This is a genomic window from Cupriavidus lacunae, assembly GCF_003353055.1.
Classification (GTDB): domain Bacteria; phylum Pseudomonadota; class Gammaproteobacteria; order Burkholderiales; family Burkholderiaceae; genus Cupriavidus; species Cupriavidus lacunae.
Map to the genome: position 1 here is coordinate 24839 of NZ_QKWJ01000024.1, position 19829 is coordinate 44667.

The 19829-nt window shown below is 62.6% G+C and carries 18 protein-coding genes and 2 pseudogenes; 6 read left to right on the forward strand and 14 right to left on the reverse strand.

Annotation, left to right across the window (positions count from 1 at the left end; all coding sequences use genetic code 11):
* The first annotated feature begins 130 nt into the window (after window positions 1-130).
* Window positions 131-1417 carry an MFS transporter gene (locus DN412_RS19505; RefSeq protein ID WP_115213106.1) on the forward strand — a complete coding sequence of 429 codons (1287 nt, stop codon included), beginning with the start codon at window positions 131-133 and terminating at the stop codon, window positions 1415-1417.
* 64 nt (window positions 1418-1481) lie between these two features.
* A complete protein-coding gene (locus DN412_RS19510) occupies window positions 1482-2231 on the forward strand; it encodes a creatininase family protein (protein WP_115213107.1) in 750 nt (249 codons plus the stop codon).
* A gap of 59 nt (window positions 2232-2290) precedes the next feature.
* Here DN412_RS19510 and DN412_RS19515 read toward each other — a convergent pair whose 3' ends face one another.
* Complete coding sequence (locus DN412_RS19515; protein WP_115213108.1) at window positions 2291-2947, reverse strand: DsbA family protein; 657 nt, start codon at window positions 2945-2947, stop codon at window positions 2291-2293.
* A gap of 75 nt (window positions 2948-3022) precedes the next feature.
* Complete coding sequence (locus DN412_RS43435) at window positions 3023-3388, reverse strand: nuclear transport factor 2 family protein (RefSeq protein WP_161564014.1); 366 nt, start codon at window positions 3386-3388, stop codon at window positions 3023-3025.
* A gap of 493 nt (window positions 3389-3881) precedes the next feature.
* Here DN412_RS43435 and DN412_RS19525 point away from each other — a divergent pair, with 493 nt between their 5' ends.
* Both DN412_RS19525 and DN412_RS19530 read left to right on the forward strand, forming a co-directional pair.
* Entirely contained in the window at window positions 3882-4592 is a 711-nt protein-coding gene (locus tag DN412_RS19525) for an SDR family NAD(P)-dependent oxidoreductase (RefSeq protein WP_115213167.1), read from the forward strand.
* Between the two features lie 278 nt (window positions 4593-4870).
* The gene (locus DN412_RS19530; RefSeq protein WP_115213110.1) at window positions 4871-5506 is read left to right on the forward strand and encodes a glutathione S-transferase family protein; all 636 of its coding nucleotides are present in this window, start codon (window positions 4871-4873) and stop codon (window positions 5504-5506) included.
* A gap of 285 nt (window positions 5507-5791) precedes the next feature.
* Here the strand turns inward: DN412_RS19530 and DN412_RS19535 are convergent, their stop codons facing one another.
* The 7 genes from DN412_RS19535 to DN412_RS19585 form a co-directional block, all read right to left on the reverse strand.
* Window positions 5792-6910 (reverse strand): NAD(P)H-dependent flavin oxidoreductase, encoded by a 1119-nt coding sequence (locus DN412_RS19535; RefSeq protein WP_115213111.1) that lies wholly within the window; start codon window positions 6908-6910, stop codon window positions 5792-5794.
* A gap of 29 nt (window positions 6911-6939) precedes the next feature.
* A complete protein-coding gene (locus DN412_RS19540) occupies window positions 6940-8112 on the reverse strand; it encodes a YbfB/YjiJ family MFS transporter (RefSeq protein WP_115213112.1) in 1173 nt (390 codons plus the stop codon).
* Window positions 8105-8992, reverse strand: a complete 888-nt coding sequence (locus DN412_RS19545; protein ID WP_115213168.1) for a LysR family transcriptional regulator — start codon at window positions 8990-8992, stop codon at window positions 8105-8107. Before DN412_RS19545 ends, DN412_RS19540 begins: the two co-directional genes overlap by 8 nt.
* A 90-nt stretch (window positions 8993-9082) precedes the next feature.
* Window positions 9083-9481 (reverse strand): nuclear transport factor 2 family protein, encoded by a 399-nt coding sequence (locus tag DN412_RS19550; protein WP_115213113.1) that lies wholly within the window; start codon window positions 9479-9481, stop codon window positions 9083-9085.
* Between the two features lie 57 nt (window positions 9482-9538).
* A complete protein-coding gene (gene wrbA / locus DN412_RS19555; protein WP_115213169.1) occupies window positions 9539-10153 on the reverse strand; it encodes an NAD(P)H:quinone oxidoreductase in 615 nt (204 codons plus the stop codon).
* A gap of 600 nt (window positions 10154-10753) precedes the next feature.
* Window positions 10754-11665, reverse strand: coding sequence for a LysR family transcriptional regulator (locus DN412_RS19570; protein ID WP_115213170.1), 912 nt, complete (start codon window positions 11663-11665; stop codon window positions 10754-10756).
* Window positions 11666-12308: 643 nt separating this feature from the next.
* Entirely contained in the window at window positions 12309-13562 is a 1254-nt protein-coding gene (locus DN412_RS19585) for an MFS transporter (RefSeq protein ID WP_115213114.1), read from the reverse strand.
* A 185-nt stretch (window positions 13563-13747) separates the two neighbouring features.
* On the opposite strand from DN412_RS19585, the gene DN412_RS19590 reads away from it, so the two are divergent.
* The gene (locus tag DN412_RS19590; protein WP_115213171.1) at window positions 13748-14635 is read left to right on the forward strand and encodes a LysR family transcriptional regulator; all 888 of its coding nucleotides are present in this window, start codon (window positions 13748-13750) and stop codon (window positions 14633-14635) included.
* Between the two features lie 63 nt (window positions 14636-14698).
* Here the strand turns inward: DN412_RS19590 and DN412_RS19595 are convergent.
* Both DN412_RS19595 and DN412_RS19600 read right to left on the reverse strand, forming a co-directional pair.
* A pseudogene (locus DN412_RS19595) lies at window positions 14699-15127 on the reverse strand (SDR family NAD(P)-dependent oxidoreductase); the annotation flags it as partial.
* 18 nt (window positions 15128-15145) lie between these two features.
* Complete coding sequence (locus DN412_RS19600; RefSeq protein WP_115213115.1) at window positions 15146-16471, reverse strand: epoxide hydrolase family protein; 1326 nt, start codon at window positions 16469-16471, stop codon at window positions 15146-15148.
* 237 nt (window positions 16472-16708) lie between these two features.
* On the opposite strand from DN412_RS19600, the gene DN412_RS19605 reads away from it, so the two are divergent.
* Window positions 16709-17134, forward strand: a complete 426-nt coding sequence (locus tag DN412_RS19605) for a VOC family protein (RefSeq protein WP_115213172.1) — start codon at window positions 16709-16711, stop codon at window positions 17132-17134.
* Between the two features lie 92 nt (window positions 17135-17226).
* On the opposite strand, the gene DN412_RS19610 is transcribed toward DN412_RS19605, so the two are convergent.
* The 3 genes and pseudogenes from DN412_RS19610 to folE2 form a co-directional block, all read right to left on the reverse strand.
* Entirely contained in the window at window positions 17227-17562 is a 336-nt protein-coding gene (locus DN412_RS19610) for a hypothetical protein (RefSeq protein WP_115213116.1), read from the reverse strand.
* Window positions 17563-17670: 108 nt separating this feature from the next.
* On the reverse strand, window positions 17671-18681 hold the full coding sequence (locus tag DN412_RS19615; protein ID WP_115213117.1) for an SLAC1 anion channel family protein: 1011 nt from the start codon (window positions 18679-18681) through the stop codon (window positions 17671-17673).
* Between the two features lie 81 nt (window positions 18682-18762).
* A pseudogene (gene folE2, locus DN412_RS19620) lies at window positions 18763-19568 on the reverse strand (GTP cyclohydrolase FolE2).
* Window positions 19569-19829: the final 261 nt, after the last annotated feature.

The window sequence follows — 19829 nt, forward strand, 5'->3', positions numbered from 1 at the left end:
CTCCCGGAGGGGGTGTTGCCCAAGAGGGAACGGAACGTGGACTTAGTTGCTCTTTGCCCGCATCGCCGCCGCTGCCAATATCAATGCCATAAAAGAACCATCGACACGTAACCATACGGAGACAGGCAGCATGCTGGCAATCCCCACCCCGAGCACCGTCGACGACGCCTCAGCGCTCTACAGCAAGATCAACTGGCGCTTGCTGCCTTTCTTGCTGATCTGTTACCTGTTCGCCTACCTGGACCGCGTCAACATCGGCTTTGCCAAGCTGCAGATGCAAGGCGACCTGGGTTTCTCGGACGCGGCTTATGGCGTGGGAGCCGGCATCTTCTTCCTGGGTTATGTGCTGTTCGAACTGCCGAGCAACCTGCTGTTGCCGCGGGTCGGGGCACGCAAGACGTTCAGCCGCATCCTTGTGCTGTGGGGCATCACGTCCTCCTGCATGCTGTTCGTGAATAGTGTGCCGATGTTCTATGCCATGCGCTTCCTCCTCGGCATCTTCGAGGCCGGCTTTGCGCCGGGCATGATCTACTACCTGTCGTGCTGGTACGGGCCGCAGCGCATGGCCCGCGCCATTGCCATTGTGTTCCTGGCGGGCCCGATCGGCGGCATTGTCGGTGGCCCGGCCTCGGCGTGGCTGATGACCGCGCTCTCCGGCCATGCCGGCCTGGCCGGCTGGCAGTGGATGTTCCTGATCGAGGGCCTTCCCTGTGTACTGCTGGGCATCCTCGCGCTCCGGCTGGTGCCGGACCGTCCCGCACAGGCGGCCTGGCTCAGCGAGCCGGAGCGGCGGCTGCTGGAAGCGGACGTCGGGCATGCGGCGGCGCACAAGCACTCGTTCAAGGCGGTCGCAAAGGACGTCAGGGTCTATGTGCTCGCACTGGCGTACTTCTGCATCATCGCGACCATCTACGCCATCAGCTTCTGGCTGCCGACCATCATCAAGGCGCAGGGCGTCGCGGATACGGTGCAGCTGGGCTGGTATTCAGCCGTGCCTTACGTGGCGGCCGCATTCGGCATGTATTACATGGGCCGCAAGTCCGATCGCTCGGGAGAACGGCGCTATCACAGCGCGATCCCGGCGTTGGCTGCCGGCGCGCTGCTGGCCGCATCGATCCTGGCGGATGGCAACCTGACCGTGTCGCTGGTGCTGCTCACCCTCGCCACCATGGGGCTCTGGATGGCCTACACCGTGTTCTGGGCCATGCCTGCCGAATACATCAAGGGCCCCGCGGCGGCCGGCGGCATTGCGCTGATCAACACCATCGGGCTGTCGGGCGGATTCTGGGGCCCCGCCATCATCGGCTGGGCCAAGACGGCAACCGGCAACCTCCATCTCGGCGTGCTGCTGATGGCCTGCCTGCCCTTGCTGGCAGCCATGATCATCCTCGCCAACAAGCTTCCCGCGAAACGGTGATCCCGCGCCGCGGAACACAACGCCATCCATGACGTCCGGCGCACGGACCAAAACAGGAGTACTTATGCGACTACATCTTTCAACCTGGGCGGAGATCGAGCAATACCTGGCGCGCAGCCGCACCATCGTGGTCCCGATCGGCTCGAACGAGCAGCACGGTCCGACCGGGCTGCTGGGCACCGACTGGCTGTGTCCGGAAATCATTGCGCATGAAGCCGAGAAGAGTGCCGACATTCTGGTGGCGCCGACGTTCAATATCGGCATGGCCCAGCATCACCTCGGCTTCCCGGGAACCATCTCGCTGCGTCCGTCGACCTTTATCGCGGCGATCGGGGACTGGGTCCGTTCGCTGGCGGGGCACGGGTTTGAAAAGATCCTGTTCCTGAACGGCCACGGCGGCAACGTGTCCTCGATCGATGCCGCGTTTTCCGAACTCTATGCCGAAGCCAGCTTCGGCAGGCGCCGCGCGGGATTTGCGCTGAAGCTCTGCAACTGGTGGGACCTGGAGGGCGTCGGCGAACTGGCGCGCGACCAGTTCCCGGTGGGCCATGGCGCCCACGCCACGCCTTCCGAGATCGCGATCACCCAGTGGGCCTTTCCAGACGCCGTGAAACATGCGGACTATGCGCCGAAGATCGCCCCCTCTGGGCCGATCCGTGAAGCGCTGGACTTCCGCGCGCGCTATCCGGACGGCCGCATCGGCTCCGACCCGGGGCTGGCGACGCCGGAGAAGGGCGCCGCGCTGGTCAGGCAGGCGGCGCAGAGTCTCGCCCGCGAGCTGGATGCATTCAGCCACGAGCCGCTGGCTGAATGATTCCCGCCGGACCCGTCGTCGGGTCCAGCGGATCCGGCGGGTCCGGCAAGTTGCGGCACTTAAGTTCCGGTGCGTGCTGCCGTCTCTTCAAGCACGGCATGCAGGCGGCGTTCGAGCATTTCCGCCGCCGAATAGCTGCCGGCGATCATATGCAGCTCGTTGCCGACGCGCAGCAGCAGTGCCGGAAAGCTGCGGATGTTCCAGGACCGCGCCAGTGCAAAATCCGCCTGGGCTTGCGCCTGGATCTCCGGCGCCTGCCAGCGTGCGAGGAAGGTGTCGGCCCTGACGGCAAAGCCCAGACGCGTCAGCGCCTGCGATCCGGCCTCGGCCAGCACGCGGCCATCGGTCGTGTCCAGGGCGTCGACATAGAAGGCGTGCTGCAGCGCACGGAATACTGCCAGCAGGTCGGCGTCCGGTGCGAGGTCGCGCGCGGTCACCACTGCCCGGCAGATGGGCTCGGTATCGTAGACGAAGCCGGTGCGGTCCAGCAGGCCCTGCCGGTTGAACGGCAGGCCGCTGGCCTGCTCCACGCGCGCCCAGTGTTGCAGTCGCATCTGCTTTCCCGCGTTGTCCAGCACATCGGTCGCACCGGCACGGAGCCCGCCCGCGACGATGCGCAGGGGCAGTTGCGGGAAGCGCGCGGTAAGCGCGGAAAGCTCCTTGCCAAAGCCGTAGCACCAGGAGCACATCGGGTCGCCGACGAAAATCAGTTCCATTCTTCTATCCAGTCAGTTCAGGGAAGTGATGCCGGCCGGATGGCCGGCATCGGTCATGCGGGCATGTGGCTCGCTTCAGGCGTCGACATGCGCATAAAGCTTGTTGATAATCCACCAGCGGTCATCCCGCTTCCGTAGCGAGAGGAAGTTGTAGTAGTTGTTGCCGAGTAGGGGCACATGGACTTTTGCCGATGCGATATTGCCCACGACTTGAACGGACAGTATCCGCATGCGGTAGGGTTCTCCCAGCGCCCGCGGGCTGTTTCGGTTTGCGACGCCATCCAGGTAGGTCGCCACCGGCTTGTGCACCGCCTCGCCGCGGACCATGCCGAATACGGCGGCCTCCGGGTCGAAGAGTTTCGCCAGCGATGGCGCATCGCCCTCGTGCAGGGCGTCGAGGTATTTCTGCAGCAGGTGCAGGACCAGCAGTTGGTCTTCCATGGGTTTTCCAGAATCGAGGCTGAAATCGGGGGCTGAAGCGACCGGCAAGCCCCGGCATTGCCGTGGCGTGGGGCCCATTCGTTGCCCGACGCATTGCTTCAATGTATTTGGGGCAGCCCCGGGGGGGAAGACAACCGCGGTAACTACTGTTGGTTCGCCATGGCAACAATCGCCTGGCACGAGAGCGTCCGGGAATTTCCGCATGTGCCATCGGCCCATGTGCGATGTGGCCTGTCGGTTCATGCGATCTAAGGGTCGTATGTGTGTCATCGGAGGCAGTCGATGCTGAAGGAAGCGTTGTGCCAGTGGCGAAAGGGATGCTTTACGCTCTCAGCAGCGGGCCGGTGTCGCGACTGACTTGTGCCCGCCACGCATAACTGTTTGTTGCCGCAAGGTCTTCGAACGCAGCACGGAATTGCCTAGATTGGAACCCATCGGAGCCGCCGGCCCGATCGGCAACACGGCCGAACCAACTTACATCGAGGTTCAAGACATGAGCGCAGCAAAGAAAGTCGTAGTTATCACGGGCGCATCGCAAGGCATTGGCGCTGAACTGGTCAAGGCATTCCGCGAGCGCGGCCACCGCGTGGTCGCCACGGCCCGCAGCATCCGGTCGTCGGATGACCCGGATATCCTGGCGGTGCCTGGCGATATCGCCGATCCGGCAACCGCGCACCGTGTCATCTCCGAGGCCGTAGCAAAGTTCGGCCGTATCGATACGCTGGTCAACAACGCCGGCGTCTTCGTCGCCAAGCCATTTACCAGCTATACGGCCGAGGACTATGCCGCGGTCACCGGCGTCAACCTGACGGGCTTCTTCCATATCACGCAACTGGCCATTGCGGAGATGGAGAAGAACCGCAGCGGCCATGTGGTGAGCATCACTACCAGCCTGGTCGACCATGCGAACAGTGGCGTGCCGTCGGTGCTGGCCTCGCTGACCAAGGGCGGCCTGAACGCCGCGACCAAGTCGCTGGCCATCGAGTACGCCAAGACTGGCATCCGCGCCAACGCGGTTGCGCCCGGCGTCATCAAGTCGCCGATGCATCCGCCCGAAACCCACGAGGCGCTGGGCGCTCTGCACCCGGTGGGCCATATGGGGGAGATGCGCGACATCGTCGATGCCGTGCTGTATCTCGATTCGGCGCCGTTCGTCACGGGTGAGATCCTGCACGTCGACGGTGGCCAGAGCGCAGGGCACTGAGCGGGAGCGGGGCAAGGGGCAATGGCACCAGTGTCAATCCCGGGCCGCTGTCAGGTCTGCCTCTGTTCGAACGCTGGCAATCATCGACATGATGCTGGCGGTGGCCTGAGGCGCGGGTATGCTGCGAACATGACGGCCGCCCGCCGCCCGCCGCCCGCCGCCCGCCACGCCAGGGGCGAGGGTTGAGCGCTCGAAGCCGTTCTCCCACTCATCTGGCTAGCTGATTAAAGTGGTACTGAACGTGCCATCGGCGCGCCCGATCCAAAGGATTGCAACTCATGAGTATCCTGCTGCACACCTGGAATACGCCAAACGGACGCAAGATCAGCGTCGCGCTCGAAGAAATGAATTTGCCCTATACGGTCAAGACGGTGAATATTTCGAAGGGTGAGCAATTTGCGCCTGAGTTCCTGCGCATCAGCCCGAACAACAAGATCCCGGCAATCGTCGATCCCAATGGGCCCGACGGGCAGCCGATAAGTGTGTTCGAATCCGGCGCGATCCTGCTTTACCTTGGCGAGAAGACTGGCAGATTCCTGCCGGCAAGCTTGCGCGAGCGCGTACCGGTGCTCGAATGGCTGATGTGGCAGATGGGCGGATTCGGTCCCATGCCCGGCCAGGTCCATCATTTCCGCATGCTCGAGTCCGAAGTCGACCGGCATTATGGTCTCAAGCGCTACTCGGAGGAAACGTACCGCCTCTATGGGGTGCTGGACCGCCGGCTTGCAGATGTGGAGTTCGTCGCCGGCGAACTGTCCGTGGCCGATTTTGCAATTCTCGGCTGGGCATGGCGGCATGAGCGCCATCAGGTTTCCCTCAGTCAATTCCCGAACGTCAAGCGCTGGTACGAGACATTATGGGCGCGTCCTGGCGTGCAGCGCGGTTTTACGGTCAAGCTGGACGACACGGAATAGCGAGACGCTACCACGACCACATCGCCAAATGTTTCGATGAACTGCGGCATCCGTGGAGAGAGCCGATTGCACGGTAGCCTCGGCCTGCCGACGAGCATCTTGCGTGCTGCGCTGCTCGCGCCCAGTGGACGGCGGCGCTACAGTGAAGTGCTTCGCTACTGTCGCCCCTGTATTGCCCACGGCTATCACAGTGTTGTGCATCAGATCGAAAGCGTTGATCAATGTCCTGCGCATCGGGGGCCGGTCTCGTCGAATCGTGGCGCAGACCGGCCGCCGGGCAGTGCATCAGCCAATGGCAGCCCGCAGGGCGTTCAATCGTTCGATGGCGGCCTTCAGTTCCGCTGTCAGCTGGGCGACCAGCTCGCCAGCGGGAAGCGAGCGGGCCAGCGGTGCGGCCTGGCCGGCCCACTGGGCCGCATAGTCGCTGTTGCCCTTGGCTTTGGCGGCGCCGTTCAGCGCCTTGCCCGCATCGTAAGTGATTGGATAGTCGGGCGGGGGAGGGGCATCCGGTGCAATACCGAGCTCGGTGAGCCGGTTCGTGAAGCCCCGCGCGGCACGCCCCGAGATCGAGCGAGTCAGGGTGGTCGGGCGCGTATCGCTGGCGACAAGCGCCGCGCGGTAGGCCGCGTCGGCAGCCGATTCCGCACTGGCCACGAATGCGGTGCCAAGCTGTGCGGCATCGGCGCCAAGCGCCAGTGCCGCAGCGATACCGGCACCATCCATGATCCCGCCGGATGCGATCACCGGCAGATTGGTACGCTCGACCAGCAGACGCACCAGGGCGAGTGTGCCAAGACCTTCGTCGTAGTCGCCGGGCTCGAAAACGCCGCGATGCCCGCCGGCTTCAATCCCCTGCGCAACGATGGCATCGACGCCGGCTGCTTCGACAAGACGCGCCTCGCGTAGCGAGGTGGCGCTGGCCAACAGCACGATGCCGGCGGCGCGCAGCGCGTTGATCTTTTCGTGTGCGGGCAGGCCGAAGTGGAAGCTCACCACGGCGGGTTTCTCTTCCAGAAGCATCTCGTACATCGCATCGTCGGCCACGAAGCTCTTGTAGATCTCTCGCAGGCTGGTCGGAGCGGTGGCATTGAACTTCGCAAACTCCGGTGCTAGATAGTCAAGCCAGGCCTTCTCCCGGTCCGCGTCGGCAGCGGCAGGGACATGACAGAAGAGATTGACATTGAACGGCCTTCCGGTTAGGGCACGCGTTTCGCGAATCGCCGTGCGTGCGCTTTCGGCTTCCATCGCGCCGACGCCAAGCGAGCCGAGACCGCCGGCCTCAGAGACAGCGGCCGCCATTGCAGGGGTGCTGGTGCCGGCCATCGGCGCCTGGATGATGGGCGTCGCGAGCTTCAGCGCCGACAGCAGGGTGCCGCGCAGATACCGGGTTTGTGTCGTGTTCATTTGAGACCTTCCAGTTGAATACGAGTGGACTAGATCTGGCAGATGACTGCCGCGAACAGCAATGCAGCCGAGGCGATTTCCATCGAGCTGTTGAAGCTGCTGCCGTGGGCGGTCAGCGCCGATGCCATCAGGGGGCCGACAATCTGACCCACGCCGTATGAAGCGGTCATGGCGGCAACGAGGTTGAAGCGAATGGCACGTGCCGCATGACGCGCAGCCGGCACGGCAATGGTGACGGTGCCTACGAACGTGCCGCCTACCAGGATCGCGCTACCAACGTACGCAGCAGCCGAATGATCGACGGCCGGCAACGCTACGCCGATGGCTTGGACGACCAGGTTCCATTGCATCGCACGCCGTGTGCCCAGACGTTCATGCACCGCGTGCCAGAGGAAACACGACGGCACCGCCGCGAGCCCGAACATCGCCCAGACATGCAGCGAATTGACGTCAGGCAGGGCCCCATGAATCAGCAGGGGCAGGTAGGTGGCGGTGATGATGTAGCCGAGGCCGGCCAGGCCATAGCTGGCAACCAGCGACCAGGCGCCGAGCACGTGCTGCGGTTGGGCAAGGCTGCCGGCCGCAGGCCGGACCGACTCGGTTTCAGGGTGGCGGATCGGGCGCCATGCGAAAAGTGCAAGCGCAAGGGCGCCTACCGTCAGGGCAATCCAGAGACTGCTGCTGCCTGCCCGGGTCATGTTGCCGACGGCAATCAGTTCGGCCGACACGGCAATGCCGGTGCCCACGCCGGCGAATAGCACCGGCGCGCCGTCGTGGCGACCGATGACATTCAGGAGCCAGACCGAGGCACAGACGAGGCCGATCGCGCTGGCCACGCCCGCGACTAAGCGCAGTGCAATGAGGACGGCGGGCGAGGCGGACACGGCCAGTGCCAGCATGCAAAGCACACTTGCCACGAGCGCCGCGCGTGTCCATGAGCTGGCGGCACGCGGAGGGATCTTCGTCGCGATCAGCGCGCCGGCCAGATAGCCCGCGTAATTCGCGGAAGCCGAAAGCGATCCGGTCGATACGGACATGATGCCTTCCTGCACCATCAGCGGGTACATCCCCGTGAACGCGAAACGCCCGAACCCCATGACTACGGCCAGTGAAAGCGCTGCTGCAAAGGGCTCCTGCCATGCGCCGCGGGCGGTTGCAAGCACCCCCGAGGTCGCGGACGGTGATTGGGTACTGCTAGACATGACGCAACTCCCGCAGGAACGCTTCGTAGGCTGACGTTGTGAAGCCGGAGCGCTTCACGAGAAAGGTGTGGACCGGCCGCACGGGCACGGTCTGGAACTCGGCCGCATCCAAATGCAATGCCAGCAGCGAGCGCGGCACGATCGCTACGGCCGAGCCGGCCGCCACATGGGCCAGCATCGCGTGATAGGAAGGCATCTCCACGACGGAAAGCGTGCGACGGATCTCGGCGCCGGCCTGCTCCAGCCATTCCTCGGCGCAACGGCGATAGGTACATCCACGTGTGAAGGCGGTCAGACGGCGCAGCGTCACATCCTCCGGGCGGCGCACCTTCGGGTGCGTGGCGGGCAATACCAGCACTAGCTCCTCGGTCTTCAGGAAGGTGCCTTCGAGGCCCTCGCCCAGTTCACCGATTGCGACGCGGCTTGCCGATGCCGTACCCGGATGCGCCACCACGGCGCAGTCGAGCCGGTAGCCCAGCACGGCATCGACCAGGCCTTGCGTGGTGCCCGTCGTCACGTCCAGTTCGACGTCCGGCCATGCTGCGTGATAGCGCGCGAGCGGCTTCGGCAGCAGGGTTGCGCCCGAGCTTTCCATTGTGCCAATGCGCAGCTTCCCACTCGGCGTTCCGGCACGCATCGACTGGCGCGCCTCTTCGGCCAGTGTCAGCAACTGTTCCGCATAGCCGAGCAGCCGTTGTCCCTCTGGCGTCAGGGTCATCTTCTTGCTGTCGCGCTGGAACAGGGCTACGCCGAGGCTTTCCTCAAGCTGCTTTACGCGCGTTGTGACGTTGGACTGGACTCTTTCAAGGGTTTTTGCCGCGCGGGTGATGCTCTGTTCCCGCGCCACGGCTCGAAAGATCTCAAGTTCAGCGAGTTCCACGTCGTCCACGACACTATCCGTGTCGTTCTCCAATAACGAATTAAAGTGTAGATAGTATTGTGAATCGAGAACGGTAAGTCAAGAATGGTACTACTCGTCGAGATGGGTATAGAGCTTGTTGACGATGCGCCATTCATTGCCACCGGTCTTGAGCAGCGACAGGAAATTGAAATAGTTGTTGCCGGTCACTTTTACGCGGACCTTAGCCGAGGCGATCTCGCCGATCACCTCGACCGAGAGGATCGACATGCCATAAGGATCATTGCGCGACGCCGGACTTCCGCGATTGGCCACGCCGTCCACGTAGACGTCGATCGTCTTCTGCACGATTTCGCCGCGGACTTCGGCGAACAGCAATGCCTGGGGATGAAACGTGGATCGCAGCGTGCGGGCATCGCCGTCGTAGAGGGCATCGAGGTAGGTTTGCAGCAGTTCCAGGATCCGCTGATGGTCATCGTCGACGGACGGCAGGGTGTTTCTGCGGGACATGATGCGTTCTCCTGAGGGATGGGCGGCGGGATGATCGCGCCGCCCGGCTGTATAGGCTTACTGGTTGCGGCCGCGCAGAAGTGCGGTAGTGACCTCGGCGATATGACGACCCTGGAAGCGTGCGCCCGCCAGCTCGTTTTCGCTTGGCTGGCGCGCGCCATCCACGCCGGCCAGCGTCGTTGCGCCATACGGGGCGCCGCCCGTGACTTCGTCCATGCGTGTCAAGCCACTGAACGAGTACGGCAGACCCACGGTGATCATGCCGTGATGCATCAGGCTGGTCAGGATCGAGAACAGCGTGGTCTCGGCGCCGCCATGCTGGCTGGCCGTCGAGACAAAGGCACCGCCTACCTTACCGATCAGGTTGCCGCCGGCCCACAGGCCGCCAGTCTGGTCGAGGAAGTTGGCAACCTGGGCGGCGACGCGGCCGAAGCGCGTCGGCGTGCCGATGATGATCGCGTCGTAGTCGGCCAGTTCTTCCGGTTTTGCTATCGGAGCTGTCTGCTCGGTCTTGGCGCCAGCCTGCCTGGCGACTTCGGGAGGCATCAGCTCTGGCACGCGCTTGACCGTGGCTTCGGCACCGCCGCTGCGTGCACCGTCGGCGATGGCGTTGGCCAGGTGTTCCGTGTGGCCGTAGGTCGAGTAGTAGAGCACGAGGACTTTGGCTTTCATTTCGGGTTCCTTTGCAGCGTGAGCCTGGTTGAAGGCCGACACGAGCAGTTGCTTGATGAGTTTGAACATTGGGTGGTTCCAGTAACGCGCGGATGCATCGTTGGAAAGCAATGTAGGCGGCGAAAAGGGCCTGAAAAACCGTGCGGGCGGAACATGAGTCCATACACGGTGTAACAACCGCTGGATTGGCCCGAGCACTGTCAACGCCGGAGAACAATTGAATTGCTGGGAACCCCGATGATCCGAGGGCGACGGTGCGCCAGAATGGCCACATCGACCCATCCACGGAGGCAGTCATGCTGATACCCGTTCCCCAGTCCACACCACATTCCAACCCGGGGTTCGCGCGCATGTTTGCACCAGGACGGCTTACGCTTGGCGTGCTGTTCGCGATCGAGGCCTATGCCGGCGACGCGCCAACAATGAAGGATCACGTCCGTCTTGCCCGCGAGGCGGAAGCCGATTGCCGGGCGGCACGCCGCACTTCCACTGGGCCCGGTCGGGGGAATATGTCACTCAGGTGAGTGGCACGGGCCCACTGGGCATCGACTACGTGCACGAGGAAGACGACCCGCGCCGGAAGTAAGGCGGCCGTCGGCGTTACGGCGCGAATTTGTCCACCAGGAATTCGACAAAGGCGCGCACCCGGTGTGATACGTGCCTGGCGTGTGGGTACAGCAGGACAAACGGGCGCGTGCTACCACCAAATTCCTGCAGAACCTCCACCAGCGTCCCTTCGCGCAGGTCCTGTTCCACCACAAAGCGATAGGTCTGAAACAGGCCCGCTCCGGCGCGCGCCAGCGTTGCGCCGCCGAGCGCGTCCTCCGAGGTCGCATAGGCGCCGCTGGTAACCACATCGAATTCCTCACCATCTTGCTTGAATGTCCATGCTAGACGCCGGCCGCTGCTGGGCCGCTCGAACTGAATGCATTCGTGCGAGGCCAAGTCCTCCGGAGATTTCGGCACGCCGCTGCGTCGCAGGTACTCGGGGGTGGCCACCACCACCATCTCGGCGTCTTCGAGCTTGCGCGCGATCAGCGTGGAATCGTCAGGCGCACGTCCACGGACCGACAGGTCATAGGTATCATCCGAAAAATCGACATTGCGATTGCTGATGTGCGTGTCGATGTCCACCTCTGGAAACCGCTTGCGGAACTCTGGCAAGACCGGCAATACGCGATAGTGCGCATAGGGCGTAGGCAAACTGATCCTGAGCCGCCCCGCGGGCGTCCCATGCTGGCCGCTGACCTGTCGCTCGGCGTCCACGAGCTGCGCCAGAGCGCTGCGTGTCTGCTCGAAATAGGCGCGCCCTTCGTCAGTGAGCCGGATCTGGCGCGTCGTGCGCACGAACAGACGAACGCCCAGCCGTTCCTCCAGTCGTGACACGCTGCGGCTGACCGCCGCCGGCGTGACCCCAGCGGCCACCGCGGCGGCGGTGAAACTGCTGAGCTCCGCCGCCCGGCAGAACAGTTCGATACTGCCCAGTTGCAGGTCGTCGAATTGGCGCTTCATGGGCGTTGACACCTTCTGGTGAGGGTTGGCGACGCGTCCGGCAGTGGCCGCGCAACACATTCTAAACACGTCTGCGGCGATGACATACTGCCAAAGCCATGGGAGGAATCAGCTTTACGCCGCCCGGTACCTTCACGCGCACGACGTACGGACCGGGTAGGGCCGGGTTGCCGACCAGCACCGCCAATTGCGCGCGTTTCGGAACGCCGGAAACGAACCCCACTGGATCTCTTCCTGCGGGATCGCCGCGTTCGCGGGTGACAGGCCGGCCGCGTGTGTGACGCCAGCACCGGGCATGCCGGCAATCAGCATCAATCCCGCACCAACTGGCAGGTGGCATATGCCATGATCGATCCTTTGCTCTTGTGGCCCGGGCGCGCGCGCGTGATCTCCAGCGTCATGGGCGACGAAGAACGGGCTGTAGCGCGCGTCTGAAGGGACGGGTCTGGCCTATGACGAAGTGCTCAATCGCGCCACGATTACCGGCTCGATCGAGGCCGGCTACCCGGGACCGTACGCGTGACCTTCCTGTGTCCGCTGGCCGTACTCGATCGACTCGGTATCGGCCATCTGGTGCGCGGGAAGTACGCGCTTGACTGAAGCGGCGGCCAGCCGCGGCTATCTGCCCGTGGTCGGCATGCGATCAGCGGGACTTGGCCCAGCGGTCCAGCACTGCACAGGCAAGCAACAGCGCACTAGTCACGAAGAATACCGAGCGCATGCCCACTTGCACGCCGATCTGGCCGCCGATCAGCGGGCCGATCACCTGGCCCGCGAACTGGGCCGATTGCAGATAGCCCAGCATCTTGCCCGATTGGTTGTCGTCCACCGAATGGCGCACGAGTTTGGCGATGCTGGGCAGCAGTCCTGCAAGCGTCATGCCCATCAGTCCGCGCAGGATCGCAAGCGTCCACCAGTTCTGCACGAATGCCTGCGGAATCATGACGATCGCGGTGGCGACCAGGCAGCCGATGATGACGTTCCACGCCCCAATCCGGTCGGCCAGCGCGCCGAGCTTAGGTGCGGTGAGCATGCTGCCGAACGCCGAGCAGGCCATCACGATGCCGGCTACCGTGGCCAGGCGGTCATGCGCGACATCAAGCTGCGAGATATACACGGTGATGATTGGCTCGATCGACATGTTGGCCAACAGTACCATCATCGCCGTTACCAGCAGCGCCGCGATCGTCATGCGGTTGGTCTTGCGGAGGGCGTCTGTCGTCTGCGCCGACTTGGTCTGGCGCTTCACCGGACGCGAGAAGTCTTCCTTGACGAATACGATGGTCAGCAAAGCGGCCACCGAGATCATCGCCCCTCCAGCGAAGAACGCACCACGGATGCCGATCAGGTTCGGCAGCAGGCCACCGATCAGCGGGCCGATCAGGTTGCCGGCCAGTACGCCGGTCGACAGCACGCCCAATGCCCAGCCGGCGCGCTCCTTGGGTGCCTGCGTGCCGATCATCACGATCGCCGCCGACGCATAGCCGCCGACCAGGCCGGCGGCCAGACGCAGGGCCACCAGTTCGTAGACGTTGTGCGCCAGGCCGATCATCGACATCACGACAGCCATGCCCACGGCGGCGCGGATCAGCATCGGCTTGCGGCCGAAGCGGTCGGCCAGCCGACCCCAAATCGGCGCGGTCAGTCCGGTGCCGAGGAACGTGACGCCGAACGCCAGCCCGGACCACTGCACGATGTCCGCCGACGACTTGACGCCGAGCTGCTCGACGTAGAGAGGAAGGAACGGCAACAGCATGCTCAGGCTGACCAGCGTCGTGAACGAGCCGAATACGCATATGATCAGGTTTCGTTTCCAGTACGAGGCATTGCGGGTGGCGTAGCTCTCGCCGGTGTCGAGCGATGGCGGCATGGGGAGGACAGCGGCGGATCTGTTCATGGTGTGGGCACTACCGGATGGATTCACTAGGGAAAATCCTAGCAACGGATTTGCGGATCAATAAACGCTTTATCGAGATGCAGGTATCTCTGGAAGTGATTACCGCTGTGAGATTGTCCCTGCAATTTAGGTGGCCGTGGCATACACTGCGGGCAGGTGACCACATGACGCCAAAGGAGCGGGACATGGATGTGGCAGATCTGAGGTTTTTTGAAGCCGTGGCGCGTCTGGGTAGCATGAACAAGGCCGCGAGCGAATTGCATACGGTGCAATCCAATGTGACAGCCCGCATTCGTGCGCTCGAAAGGGAAATCGGCGTCGCGCTGTTCCAGCGGCATGTGCGCGGCGTCAGCCTGACGCCGGCGGGGCAACGCATGCTTCCCTATGCCGCGCGCGTTGGGAAGCTGGTATCGGATGCGCGTCAGGCGGCAAGGGACGATGGCCCGCCGAGTGGATCGTTGTTGCTGGGGACGCTGGAGACGACCGCCGCGCTGCGGCTGGCACCGCTACTCGGTACGTACGCACGCATGTACCCGGACGTAAGGCTCTCGCTGACTACCGGAACGAGTTGTAGCCTGACGACCGACGTGGTCGAGTGCCGTCTCGATGCGGCGTTTGTGGCCGGCCCACTCGATCACCCCGATGTGCACTGTGAGGCGATCTTCGAAGAGGAGCTTGTGCTGGTGACCCCACGGACGATGCGGTCGCTCGAAGTATTGAAGTCGGCGCAGGATCTGAACACGATCGTATTCCGCATGGGCTGTTCATACCGGCAGCGCCTGGAGAGCCTGTTAGGGGAGATGGGTGTGCACGTGGCGATGCCGCTCGAATTCGGCTCGCTCGATGCCATCGTCGCGTGCGTCGCGGGCGGGATCGGCATCACGTTGCTGCCCAGGAGCGTCGTCGCTGCCGCGGCGCAGCAGGACGCCGTCGTGATCCACGACCTGCCGCCGGAGAAGGCGCATGTGGAGACGCTTTTCATCCGGCGCAACGATGCCTACCTGTCTAGCGCCATGGAGGCGTTCGTCAAGGCCGCGCGGACACGGTTCGGCGGGCTGGCGCGAGCTGCCTGAGGACAACAGAAACACAAGGGCGCCCCCAGCGCGGGCGCCCTTCATTACTGCGCAGGTACCCGTTTAGTGGCCGGCGCTCTGGCCGCCGTCGACGTGCAGGATCTCCCCGGTCACGAACGGCGCGGACTGCAAGTACAGCACGGCCTGCGCGATATCCTGCATTTCGCCCATATGGCCCATCGGGTGCAGCGCGCCCAGTGCCGCATGGGTTTCGGGCGGGTGCATCGGCGACTTGATAATGCCGGGTGCCACCGCGGTCACGCGAATGCCGGTCTTGGCATATTCGATGGCCAGCGACTTGGTGGCCGAGTTCAGCCCGCCCTTGGCCAGCGAAGCGAGTACCGACGGCACGCCGCTGATCGCGTGATCGACCAGGCTGGCGGTGATGCTGATCACGTGACAGCTACCTTGCTTCTGCATCTCGGCGATGGCCAGCTGGGTGATGAAGAAGAAGCCCGAGAAGTTCACGCCCGTGACGGCCGCATAGTCCTCGCGTCGGTGTCATCGCATTCACCGCAGCGAGCGGAAGCTCGCGCGAACCTCTTCCGAGAATGCTTGCGGTTGTTCCCATGCTGCGAAGTGCCCACCTTTGGGAAGGCGGTTGAAGTGAATCAGCCTGGGATACGCCTTCTCCGTCCAGCTCCGCGGCGAGGCGTAGATTTCATCCGGGAACACGCTCACGGCAACCGGAATGGTGACGTGTTTCGGCGCGAAGAAATTGAACTTGTTTTCCCAGTACAGACGCGCGGACGAGATTGCGGTTCGAGTCAGCCAGTAGAGCGTGATATTGTCGAGGAGCTCATCCCGCGTAAGTCCTTCGGATCGGCCGTCAAATACGCGACCGATGAGTGCCTGGCTGCTGGCATCGTGGTCGAGCATCCAGGCTGCCAGGCCGACTGGTGAATCCTCAAGTCCATACAGCGTCTGCGGGCGGTTCGCCATCTCCAGGGCGTAGCCGAGGCCATGCTTGTAGAAAAAATCGAGTTGAGCATACGCGTGCTTCTCGTCGGCTGACAGGCCGTCAGGGGCAGGGTCGCCGGACTTGAGGGCGTTTGCAATGTTGTCCGGGATGGTAGCCGGCATGTTGGTGTGAATGCCGAGCAGTCCCGGCGGAGTCAGAAGGGCCATCTGCTCCGTGACCGCATTGCCCCAGTCCCCGCCTTGTGCCACGTAGCGTGTGTATCCGAGTCGCTGCATCAGTACAACCCAGGCGCGTGCGATGCGGGCGGGATCCCAGCCGGTGGTGGATGGCTTACCCGAGAATCCGTGACCTGGCAGCGACGGGATCACGACGTCGAACGCGTCCGAAGCGGTGCCGCCGTGGGCTGTCGGATTGGTCAGGGGATCGATGATCTTCAACTGCTCGATGATCGAACCGGGCCACCCGTGCGTGACGATGACCGGAAGCGCATTCGCATGCTTTGAGCGAACGTGGATGAAGTGAATGTCGAGCCCATCGATCTCGGTAATAAATTGCGGAAGCGCGTTCAGCTTCGCTTCCACTTTGCGCCAGTTGTAATCCGTCGCCCAATATCGCGCGAGCTTCTGCGTCGTCGCGAGCTGCACGCCTTGCGAAGCATCCCTGACCGTTTCCCGCTCGGGCCACCGGGTCGCCTTTATGCGCCTACGCAGTTCGACAAGCTGCGACTCCGGGACATCCACACGTAGTGAGCGGATAGCAGTCTTGTCACCACCTGCTAGTGTCACGACTTCGGTGATGACCTCATTCGCTTCCGCGAAAGCGAGCCGACTCAATGAGCCCGCGGCCATGGTCGCCGCCGCCATGCCAATGAAACTACGGCGCGACGGAGTCTCGGGATGGATATCGTTTTGCATACTAGCTCCTCTTGGCATCAAGCCTGGACGAAAGCAGTATCCGCAGGCCGGCATCTGGCGTAAATGCGCGCACTGGTACAACACTTGTGCCAGCGGGGAACAGGCGGACCGGAGCACCGGGCACGGCTTCAAGCCTATACTCCGGATTGACCGCGAACCAGTTTCGATATCGAGGCTGTTTGCAGCGCCATGCAGGCAAGCGCGGTCATTCCGGAAACTGAACTGGACAGCCACAGAATGAGTGATCAACCGCTAACGCTAGGCATCGACCATGTTGGACTGGTCGTTCGCGACCTTGACCGTACCCGCGATTTCTTCCTGAACTGTCTGAACTGGTCGCAGGTTGGTGAGCGGCCAGAGTACCCTGCCGCCTTTATGTCGGACGGGCGGGCAATCGTGACACTCTGGGAAGTTACCAATCAGGCGAACCTGGTGGGGTTCGATCGCAAGACGAATGTAGGTTTGCACCATCTTGCGTTGCGTGTGGGCAGCGAGGCGGCGCTTCAGGACGTATTTGCGCGAATCACCGGGTGGCCCGGTGTCATGGTCGAGTTTGCCCCGGAGGTTTCGGGCAGCGGGCCCAAGCGACACACGATGGCTTACGAACCCGGTGGCCTCAGGCTCGAATTCGTTTTTGATCCGCGCATCCATACCCCTGCCTGATGGGGGCGTCCCCGCTCTGCCGGGCCTGTTGGCTGGTCGATATGAGGACCGTACCGCGTCCTTTTGGTGGCGACAACCTGTCCCAGGGGCGCTTACCGGTCCCCCGTACGCGGCACCACGGCCTCCAAGTATATTTTCAGCGAGTTGCCGGGCCGAGCATCGCCATCTGCGACCGCGCGCCCGGTTACGTCGATATCCAGCACAATGCGAGACTCACTCGCAAAGCACTCCTGGACTTTTCTCTGAAGCACTGCCCCCGAGCCGAGCCGACATGCTTTCCCGGCAAGCACAATGCCGTTAGCCGCGAAGATTGTCATATCACCCACGCACTCTTCTGCGCGCCCGGCACAGCCCATCACCAGTGCGAGGACAAAAGACTGCCGGTTTGAGATAAGCGCCGCTGCAATATCTACAGGATCACTGGTCATACTGTTTCTAGCGAACCTGTGAAGGCCATGAATTGAACCAATCAGGCGATCACCAGGCACCGCGGGTGCCGGCCGCGCATTCGCGCGGTTGCCACATTCCGTTGCCCTTCACTTCCCCGCCAGAAGTTGGCCACTGAACGTCAGGCGCAGAGTGCGAATGAAAAGCACGGTGATGACTGCGGACAGGAATCCCAGTAGAAAGACCGCCAGCGCCGAGATTGCCCACACATGTGCTGTCGCTGAGTACTTCAATGCCGCACTCGACAGTGCCGCGAGCGGGAAGCCGATCGCCCACCATCCCGCGCCGAACGGAATGCCGCGGCGGAAGACCTTGAAGACCATCGCGAAGAACAGAAACAGTCCAAAATAGAACAGGATGGCGGCAAATACGTCGACGTCTTGCGTGAAATTCGTGTAGGCAAGAAATCCAACTTCAAATGGTCCAATCAGAATCATGAAGGAAGGAACCAGATGGTTTGGCAGCCTTTCGTGATGAGCGATCCGGGAGACGATCATCGTGAAGAACACCAGCGCGAGTACCGTGCCAATTGCAAGCGCGAAGACATTCAACTCATGGGCCCACGACATGCGCATGTCTGCCCCGGTTACCACAATATCGAGACTTGCCACCCCCGGAATCAGCCAGGCGGGAAGGACATGTCCCGGGTCCAACTTGCCCTGAAACAGTCGATGGATGACCGAAAACGCCAGGGCAATCGCCGCAATCGAACCCAGGGTCCACAGCACTTCGGCGAGACGTGGGGTGGCGTGTCCCATGACAGCCGAGACTAGCAGCATGGCAATGGCGACGGTTCCAAAGAAGTTTCCGGCAACGGGATGTCGGAACTCGTTCATTACCGCCTCTGGGTACCTGGCGGTCTTCACCCCGTAAGCGATCACCAGAACCACAAACACGATTTCTGCGAGGAGCCCGACCAGGGCCGAAACCGTGGTGCCAATTCCGAACTGATGCGACGCCAGTTTCCAGGAAAGCGAAAGGCCGGCGATGCCCATTACTGAAGCAAAAAGGCTGACTGGCAGATTCTTCACCGATGCCTGCTGGCTTTCGATCCCACGTGGGGCAGATTGTTGGGGAGACTGCACGACTTTGATTCCCATGCGAAATTGGTGACTCTATCCAGGGGCGCCGCCGTTAGGCAGTTGCCGGCCCGTTATCCTCTTGTGACAGTTCTTGCCTAATCACGCTTGGCCGCTGGTGCTGCGCTTGTCGTGTTCGATGAGTGCATAGGCACTGTGATTGTGGACGGATTCGAAGTTCTCGGCCTCGAGCACATAGGCGACGATCTGGTCGTCCTGAATCAGACGCTGGGCGATGTCACGCACGAGATCCTCCACGAACTTCGGATTCTCGTAGGCCCGCTCGGTTACGAACTTCTCGTTGGAGCGCTTGAGAAGCCCCCCACAGTGCGCAGGACGCCTCCTCCTCGGCCATACGGGTCAGGGCTTCTATTTGCAGATTGCCCTTCACCTCGGCGGTGATCGTCACATGAGAACGCTGATTGTGCGCGCCGTACTCCTTGGAGCAGGGGCAGAGGCTTGTCACTGGAACAGGAACAAGTACCTGCACGGAGAAACGCGTGGCAGCGTCACGCTTCTCGCCGATCAGCGTCACTTCGTAGTCGAGCAGGCTCTTGACGCCCGAGACCGGCGCGGTCTTGCTGATGAAATAGGGGAAATAAACTTCGATGCGGCCGGCGGTGGCGTCCAGCTTCTCCAGCATGGTGCGAAAAACGTACAAGCCCGAGCGGTGCTCGACTTTCTTCGAGTAGCGCGACAAAGCGCGACATGTGTGTGCCTTTCTGCTCCGCCGGCAGTTGGATATCGAGATTCCAGGTGCCTATGGTGAGCTGGATCGCGCCATCGGACGTGCAGACGGCTAGCGGATAACGCACCCCCTTGACACCGACGCGTTGGATCGGGATTTGACGAGTGTCGATCGGACTTTGCACATCTAGCATCACGAAGGCGGGATTCATCTGATTCATTGCGCTCTGTCCTGCTGCAGTAGCCGCGTCGCAATTGGCTGGCGTCGGCGACTTTGCCCTTTGACCAATGGGTCCGTAGGTGGAAATCTATAGGAAGGTCTTCAATCGGCGAATACCATCGGCGCATAAACAGTTGTGCGCCATGGTAACGAATGGGACGTCCCGACCGGAGGGGGGAATCCAATGCATCCAACTATTCTTGTGTACGCTCGTAGAGTGCAGTCTGCGTGGTTCGGTGACTGCTCGCGTCGTTTGCCTCGC